Raw genomic sequence first — 7,623 nt, 5'->3', positions numbered from 1 at the left:
GAATGTGGGAGGTGTTCGGATAAAGTCGATAATCAAGGGTACTTGGAAAAGTCGGGCCAGCACTCGATGGCTGTCAACGCGTAACGGGCGGCTTGTGCTAGACTTCTAGTCTCACGGGGGCGTGGCGGAATTGGCATACGCAGGAGACTTAAAATCTCTCGCCGCAAGGATTGTGGGTTCGAGTCCCACCGCCCCTACCATTGGCTTTTACGGGCCCGTATCTCCCAGGGATGCGGGCCCGTTTCTTTTGCACGCCGGTGGGGCTCGAACCCGCGAGGGGGCGAGCGTTAAGCAAACGCGGAGCGTTTGTAGCGAGCCGGCGAGGGCGCCGGCAGGCGACCGAGGCCGGTGCGTATTTGCTGCGCAAATTCGCAGACGTCCCACCGCCCCTACCACGCATTGTTTACGAGCCCGTGTCCCCCGGAGACGCGGGCTCGTTTCTTGTGGATGCCGACACGGATGATAAGTTGCGGTGGAATAGTTCCTGTTTTGACTGGTTACCAGCTTATTTAAGAACTTTTTCACCGCAACTTAGATTGGCACTCCCACATTTTTCGATGGAAAAACGTGGTTGTCTCGCACATTTTCCGATGGAAAAATGTGGTTGTGTCGCACATTTTTCAAGGGAACCGTCCAAAGGGCCTTATACTAGCCAAGAGAGTTGGGAGGCAATATGCAGCGACAGCTTATGAGTGAACTCATCGCTTGGAAATCGAGAGCGAATCGCAAACCCCTCTTGCTTAAGGGTGCCCGCCAGACAGGAAAGACTTGGCTTCTTAACGAATTCGCGAGCCAACAGTATCGAAACATCATTCGTTTCGACTTTATGCTCGAACCGAGCGCACGCTCGCTGTTCGATGGAGACCTCGACCCCAAGCGCATCATCTCCCAGATAGAGCTTCTTCGCGGCCAAACCGTAACTCCGGCAGACACGCTCATCATCTTTGACGAGATCCAAGAGGCACCGCGCGGCATCACCTCGCTCAAGTACTTCAACGAGCTTGCGCCCGAATACCATATCGTCGCAGCCGGCTCCTATATGGGCCTCGCGCTCCGGCGCGAAAACGAGTCATTTCCCGTCGGCAAAATCGACCAGCTCACCATGCGTCCCATGGGGTTTACCGAGTTCGTTCGCGCCGTCGATGGCGACCCGCTCGCCGACGCCATCCTTGCCGCAGACATGAATCTTCTGGCAAACGTTACCGAAAAGCTCGAGCACTTGCTCAAGGAATACCTCGTTGTCGGCGGCATGCCCGAAGTCGTCTCCGCCTTCGCCGCGACCCGCGATTTCATCGAAGCCCGCAGGCTTCAGCAACAAATCATCGAGGCTTACGAATCCGATTTTGGCAAACATGCGCCCGCCCGCATTGTCGAGCGCATGAGGCTGGTTTGGAAATCCCTCCCCGGCCAGCTTGCAAAGGAAAATAAAAAGTTCATCTACGGAGCCCTTCGCCCCGGGGCGCGCGCACGCGATTTCGAAGAGAGTCTCCAGTGGCTCATGGATTACGGAATCGTTCATAAGGTGCCGCGCGTTTCCGCTCTCAGGGCACCGCTTTCGAGCTATGAGGACCTCTCGGGCTTCAAGCTGTTTTGCATCGACACCGGCATCCTCGGCGCGCTCTCCAACCTCCCACCGACCATCGTCCTGGACGGCTCCGCTGTTTTCACCGAGTTTAAGGGCTCGCTCACCGAGCAATATGTCGCACAGGAACTCTTGCTGCAAGGCAAAAGCCCCGCGTACTGGTCCTCTACCTCTGGCAATGCCGAAACTGACTTTGCCATCGACCATGCGGGGACCGTACTTCCGCTTGAGGTCAAGGCAGCAGAGAACCTTAAAGCGAAGAGTCTGAAAATAGCCTGCGAAAAATTCAAACTCATGCGTTGCGTGAGGACCTCCCTGGCGGCATATAGAGACGAGGACATGCTCGTCAATATTCCGCTTTGGGAGATTGGGCAAATCGACAGGCTGGCATAAGTAGCTAAAATAGCCCCGTCCCAAAAAGACTAGTTTTAGAGGGTGCTCAGACTCGGGGTCCATGCGATGGTGGGGGTCGCGCCGTCGAGAGTCTCGTTGATGGTGGCGGCCATGCCGGCAAGCAAGCTGTTCTCGCTTACGGCGAGCGTGTCGTAATTGCCAGCGCGCATGAGCTCGCGAATTACCACGGCACCGGCCAAGATCACGCCCGCGCGTTTGGGCTGCACGCCTGGCAGCGCGGCGATGCCTGCAACATCCAGCGTGGACATGCGCTCGATAGCGGCCGAGACCTGCTCCATCGAAAGCTCGCGCAGGTGCACAAAACTCGAGTCGTACGGCTCCAGCTCGTGAACCAACGCCACGAGCGTGGTGACGGTGCCACCCACCGCGACCAGGCGCTCGGCGCGCTCAAAATTGCTCGGCAGACCCTCAAAATAGGCGAAGAACTGCTCGCCCGCCCACGCGGCGGCAACCGCAAGCTCCCCGTCCGCAGGCGGCAACGCGGAGAAGAAGCGCTCCGTCACGCGACGGCAGCCGATGTCCAGTGAGCGCGTTCCCTCCAGCGCAAAGACCCCGCGCTCAGGCGCATAGACGCCCGTCGCGAGCTCCGTGGAGCCACCGCCCGAATCGGCGACGATGATGCGCTCGCCAGCAAAGTCGTGTGCCACGCCAAAAAACGTCAGGCGCGCCTCGACCTCGCCCGGAATCACCTGCGGCTCGAGCCCCAGCTCGCGCAGGCCGTCCAGCAGCAGGGCAGCATTGGACGCATCGCGCGCGGCACTCGTGCACGTGGTGCAGATGCACACAGCCCCAAAGGCACGCGCCTCGTCCACAAACATGCGGCATGCGGCAAGCACGCGCTCGACCGCTGCCTCGTAAAAGCGCCCCGTCGCGTCCACGCCCTCGCCCAAGTCGGTGATCTCGGTATGCTTGGACGATTCCACGATCGCCCCGGCCTCGACCTGCGCCAACACCAGTCGCGACGACACCGTGCCCAGGTCAATCGCGGCCACCTTATATCGTTTGCAATCTGCCATTGCGGGCTCCCCTCCGGGTGCTACTCGCCTACTCGCCGCTGGACGCGACCGTCTGACCCTCGACGCCGTTAAATCCAAACAGCATATCGAGCGTCCTGATGTACCACGGTGCGTCCTTGCCGACCTCTTCGATCTCTTTGGCCACTTCGCTGGCATTCTTGGCGTTTGAGGACTTTTTGCTCGACGACGAATCCGAATCCTCGTCCAGACCCTGCACTTCAATCCTCTTCTCGCCGGGCATCACCATGCCCAAGTCCCGTGCCGAATCCTTAATGCCCTCTTCCGAGAACCACTTATCAGTGTCTTTTTTCATCTCATCATTGTATTGCTGGCGAATCTCGACCTGCTTGGCCAAGATGTCGCTCGAGCGCTTAGCCACGTACAGGTCGCGCACGGGGAAATACAGGCTCACGAGCGCCAGCGCCACCACGATACCGATAAACAGCGGGCGCAGAGAGCCATGCGTAAAGTCATAGATTGCCTTGACCACCGCATTGTCGTTGGCGTAGCGCATAAAGTCCGAGCCCGAAAGACGGCTCGAGGGCCTGCTCAACCTGTCGTGCGTCTGGGCCGAGGGACGCGACGCATGCGACGAACGTGCCGGGCGCACCGGTCCATCTGTCGAAGTATTCACTTGAGCATTGGGGCGCGAGGTACTTGTCGGGCGCTGCGTGGAGCGGTCGGCGCCGGCGTAGGCGGACCCACCGAGCTGCACCGTGCGCGCACGGCGAGGCGACGGCTCACGCGAACCGGCGGAATAGTACCTGTTGTCGTAAATCTGATCCATGTGCGCCTTGTGCGGTTGAGGTTTGTTTGCGCTAAGTCCTTTAGTTATAGCACGAGCGCCCGTACCGCCTTCGCCAGCCTTTGCTCGACATAAAAAAGGCGCTGAGCCATATGGCCCAGCGCCCACAGCGCTTTGCGGCGTCCAGCCAAGGCGGGGGCGGAACCGAGTCAGCCTCCCCCTCGCCAAATTCGCCCGTTTAGCGAATGTTGTAGAACGCGGCCTTGCCGGCGTAGCGCGCGCTGCCCTCGAGCTCGTCCTCGATGCGGATGAGCTGGTTGTACTTGGCGATACGGTCGCTGCGGCACGGGGCGCCCGACTTGATCTGGCCGGCATTGACGCCCACGACCAGGTCGGCGATCGTGGAATCCTCGGTCTCGCCGGAGCGGTGACTCACGATGCAGGCGTAACCGGCCTCCTTGGCGGTCTCGATGGCCTCGAGCGACTCGGTGAGCGTGCCGATCTGGTTGACCTTGACCAGGATCGCGTTGGCGGCACCCAGCTCGATGCCCTTCTTGAGGCGCTCGGTGTTGGTGACGAACAGGTCGTCGCCCACCAGCTGCACTTTGTTGCCAATGCGGCGGGTAAGCTCGACCCAGCCGTCCCAGTCTTCCTCGGCCATGCCGTCCTCGATGGAGATGATGGGATAGGTGTCGACGAGCTTCTCCCAGTAATCAACCATCTGGGCGCTCGTATACTCAACACCCTCGCCCTTGAGCTCGTACATGCCGGTCTCGGCGTTGTAGAACTCGGTCGAGGCCGGATCCATGGCGTACATGAAGTCGACGCCGGGCTTAAAGCCAGCCTTCTCGACGGCCTTGGTGATGTACTCGAACGGCTCGGCATTGGTCTTAAGGTTGGGGGCAAAGCCGCCCTCGTCGCCCACGCCGCCGCCCAGGCCGGCCTCGTGCAGCACGCCCTTGAGGGTGTGGTAGACCTCGGCGCACCAACGCAGGCCCTCGGCAAAACTCGGGGCGCCCACGGGCATGATCATGAACTCCTGGAAGTCAACGTTGTTGTCGGCATGCACGCCGCCGTTGAGGATATTCATCATAGGTGTGGGCAGCAGATGAGCGTTGACGCCGCCCAGGTACTGGTACAGCGACAGGCCCGCCGACTCGGCAGCGGCGCGGGCGACGGCCAGCGACACGCCCAGGATGGCGTTGGCACCGAGCTTGGTCTTGTTGGGGGTGCCGTCCGCGGCAATCAGCGCGGCATCGACGGCGCGCTGGTCGAAGGCGTCGAGGCCCACGACGGCGTTAGCGCACTCGTTGTTGACGTGCTCGACGGCCTGCGAAACGCCCTTGCCCAGGTAGCGGCCCTTGTCGCCATCGCGCAGCTCGCAGGCCTCAAAGGCGCCGGTCGAAGCACCCGAAGGCACCATCGCGCGGCCGAAGCTGCCGTCCTCGAGCACGACCTCGACCTCGACAGTGGGATTGCCGCGGCTGTCGAGCACCTCGCGACCGTAAACGTCCAAAATATCGCTCATGTTGTCTCCCTCTCACTTGGAAACGGGTTGAATGCTTGGCGACACGGCTTGCACGCTACAGCGGCGCGCAGGTTCATAAGTTAGCCTTATCGCACTTTTTGCATTATGCCCTAAGTTAGCCAAGGGATACAATCTTTTTAAAAAATAATAGGGGCGATGGGACAAGTCCGTCCCGTCGCCCCCGCAGTCTTACTCCTCTGCCTTTGCGGCATCCCAGAGGTCATTGAGGCCGTGGGTCGAAAGCTCGGCCAGATCCACGTGGGCGTCGGCCGCCATCTGCTCCATCGCGGCCCAGCGGCGGCGGAACTTTGCCGTGCTGGCACGCAGGGCGCTCTCGGCGTCGATTCCCTCCTTGCGCGCAACGTTGACCAGAGCAAAGAGCAGGTCGCCAAACTCCATCTCGCGCTCGGGCGAGCCGGAAGCCTCGGCCTCAAACTCGGCACGCTCCTCGGCGACCTCGTCCCACACGTCCTGGACCGTCTCCCACTCAAAGCCCACGGCAGCCGCCTTGCGCGACACCTTCTGAGCCTGCATCAGCGCCGGCAGGTGCGTGGGCACGCCGTCGAGCAGACCCTCGGGCGCGGCCTCGCCTGCCGCCACGGCCTGGTCTTTGGCGGCCTTCTCGGCAAGCTTGACCTCGTCCCAGATCTTGAGAACCTCGTCGGAGCTCTCGGCGTCCGCATCGCCAAACACGTGTGGGTGGCGGCGGATGAGCTTGGCGTCGATATCGCGTGCCACATCGGCCAGCGAAAACTCACCGGCGTCCGCCGCAATCTGCGCATGCAGCACCACCTGCATGAGCACATCGCCCAGCTCCTCGCGCAGATGTGCCACGTCGTCCGCCTCAATGCAATCGAGCGCCTCGTAGGCTTCCTCGATCATGTTCTTGCCAATGCTCTGATGCGTCTGCTCGCGGTCCCACGGGCAGCCATCGGGCTGACGCAGGCGCCAGATGGTCTGCACCAGATGCTGCAGCTCGGCCGACGCGTCGACCAGCGTGGACAGGTCGCGCGAACCCTCGGCATTTTGCTGAGCCACATGCTCGGCCATGGTTACTCCTCCTCCAGGATCACGTGACGGAACGCGCCGCCCTCGTAGATGCCGTAGCTGTGCGCACCGTCCTTGGGAATGCTCACGCTGCCGGGGTTGAAGAGCCACAGGCCCGGGTGCGCGGCGCTTGCCTCGTTAACCTTGATGTGCGTGTGGCCGTAGACGAGCGCGGAGCCCTCGGGCAGCGCGGGCGCGTGGTCGACGCTGTTGTGCATGCCGGCGCCAAAGACGTGGCCGTGCGTCAGGAACAGCTCGCGACCGGTCTCGTCGAACAGCGTGGCGTAGTCCGCCATGACGGGAAAGTCGAGGACCATCTGGTCGACCTCGGCGTCGCAGTTGCCGCGCACCGCGATGATGCGGTCGGCCAGGGCGTTGAGCAGCGGAATCACACGCTTGGGGGCGTAGTCGCGCGGCAGGTCGTTGCGCGGGCCGTGGTAGAGCAGGTCACCCAGCAGCACGATGCGGTCGGGCTGCTCGGATTCGATGGCGGCGACCAGGCGCTCGGTCCAGTATGCCGAGCCGTGGATGTCGGAGGCGATGAGGTATTTCATGGGGAGTCCTTTCGGGTGGGGTTGATGGGGGCTGAATACGGGGTCCGGCGGATGTGGAGCCCATCTACCGTGCTACTCGAATCGTAGCGCCGCGCTCTGAGCCGCCTGCATCACGCGTTGGAGTGGCACGCCATGTTCGCGGGCAAGACGGGCGCAATCCTCGTACTCGGGAGCCGCGCGCTCGCTGCCGTCTGGCAGGGTCGCCACCTTAACGGACACCTCGCCCCAAGGCGTCGCTACCTGCTCAAAACGACGCGGCAGGCAAACGCGTTCCATCACCTGGCGACGAACGGCGTTGGTCGTGGTTTCCAAAAAGATAATCGTCTGCAGGCGTTCGATATCCTCATGCGAGCAGATCACCTGCAGCTGCCAGCCGGGGCGGCCTTTTTTGCAGTAGAGGGGCAGCCAGTGCACCTCGCGGGCGCCTGCCTCGCGCAGGCGGTCGGCGGCATAGGCGAGTACCTCGGGCGATGCATCGTCGATGTCGCACTCCAGCTTGACGATGGTTTCGGGCGCATCGGTCTCGCGGGACAGCGGAGATGTACTTCCACGTTGCATACGGTCCGGATCCTTTCCGCACGGGCTCGTTTTGTTCATCCAAACGCTAGCACATCGGACGTGGCACAGGCGTGACTTTCGTCCGTCGCCGCCCTCGCCCCTATCCAAACATGTACATCAGCCTCCAAACATGTCATTTTTTGCAGCTTTCGGAGGCTGACGTACACGTTTTGGAGCGG

The 7,623-nt window shown here is 61.7% G+C and carries 7 protein-coding genes and 1 tRNA gene; 2 read left to right on the top strand and 6 right to left on the bottom strand.

Going from position 1 to position 7,623, the window contains the following annotated elements; genetic code table 11:
• Positions 1–115 precede the first annotated feature (115 nt).
• Both DXD56_RS08670 and DXD56_RS08665 read left to right on the top strand, forming a co-directional pair.
• Positions 116–200, top strand: a tRNA-Leu gene (locus DXD56_RS08670).
• A gap of 473 nt (positions 201–673) precedes the next feature.
• Positions 674–1,975, top strand: coding sequence for an ATP-binding protein (locus DXD56_RS08665; protein ID WP_117640921.1), 1,302 nt, complete (start codon positions 674–676; stop codon positions 1,973–1,975).
• Positions 1,976–2,010: 35 nt separating this feature from the next.
• On the opposite strand, the gene DXD56_RS08660 is transcribed toward DXD56_RS08665, so the two are convergent.
• The 6 genes from DXD56_RS08660 to larC form a co-directional block, all read right to left on the bottom strand.
• A complete protein-coding gene (locus tag DXD56_RS08660) occupies positions 2,011–3,012 on the bottom strand; it encodes a hypothetical protein (protein WP_117640920.1) in 1,002 nt (333 codons plus the stop codon).
• A gap of 28 nt (positions 3,013–3,040) precedes the next feature.
• Positions 3,041–3,799, bottom strand: coding sequence for a septum formation initiator family protein (locus DXD56_RS10220; protein ID WP_233524972.1), 759 nt, complete (start codon positions 3,797–3,799; stop codon positions 3,041–3,043).
• A gap of 196 nt (positions 3,800–3,995) precedes the next feature.
• A complete protein-coding gene (gene eno / locus DXD56_RS08650; protein ID WP_117564903.1) occupies positions 3,996–5,285 on the bottom strand; it encodes a phosphopyruvate hydratase in 1,290 nt (429 codons plus the stop codon).
• Positions 5,286–5,474: 189 nt separating this feature from the next.
• The gene (gene mazG / locus DXD56_RS08645) at positions 5,475–6,335 is read right to left on the bottom strand and encodes a nucleoside triphosphate pyrophosphohydrolase (RefSeq protein WP_117640919.1); all 861 of its coding nucleotides are present in this window, start codon (positions 6,333–6,335) and stop codon (positions 5,475–5,477) included.
• A gap of 2 nt (positions 6,336–6,337) precedes the next feature.
• The gene (gene yfcE / locus DXD56_RS08640) at positions 6,338–6,886 is read right to left on the bottom strand and encodes a phosphodiesterase (protein WP_117640918.1); all 549 of its coding nucleotides are present in this window, start codon (positions 6,884–6,886) and stop codon (positions 6,338–6,340) included.
• A gap of 72 nt (positions 6,887–6,958) precedes the next feature.
• Entirely contained in the window at positions 6,959–7,444 is a 486-nt protein-coding gene (gene larC, locus DXD56_RS08635) for a nickel insertion protein (protein WP_089573585.1), read from the bottom strand.
• Positions 7,445–7,623 lie beyond the last annotated feature (179 nt).

The organism is Collinsella sp. TM06-3, assembly GCF_003436395.1.
GTDB lineage: Bacteria > Actinomycetota > Coriobacteriia > Coriobacteriales > Coriobacteriaceae > Collinsella.
The sequence above is the reverse complement of the archived record's forward strand: the minus strand, read 5'-3'. Positions and strand labels throughout refer to the sequence as shown.

Coding starts and splice junctions, on each gene's coding strand:
- yfcE (WP_117640918.1), bottom strand. CDS start 6,886: ATGAAATACCTCATCGCCTCCGACATCCACGGCTCGGCATACTGGACC.
- mazG (WP_117640919.1), bottom strand. CDS start 6,335: ATGGCCGAGCATGTGGCTCAGCAAAATGCCGAGGGTTCGCGCGACCTG.
- DXD56_RS10220 (WP_233524972.1), bottom strand. CDS start 3,799: ATGGATCAGATTTACGACAACAGGTACTATTCCGCCGGTTCGCGTGAG.
- larC (WP_089573585.1), bottom strand. CDS start 7,444: ATGCAACGTGGAAGTACATCTCCGCTGTCCCGCGAGACCGATGCGCCC.
- eno (WP_117564903.1), bottom strand. CDS start 5,285: ATGAGCGATATTTTGGACGTTTACGGTCGCGAGGTGCTCGACAGCCGC.
- DXD56_RS08660 (WP_117640920.1), bottom strand. CDS start 3,012: ATGGCAGATTGCAAACGATATAAGGTGGCCGCGATTGACCTGGGCACG.
- DXD56_RS08665 (WP_117640921.1), top strand. CDS start 674: ATGCAGCGACAGCTTATGAGTGAACTCATCGCTTGGAAATCGAGAGCG.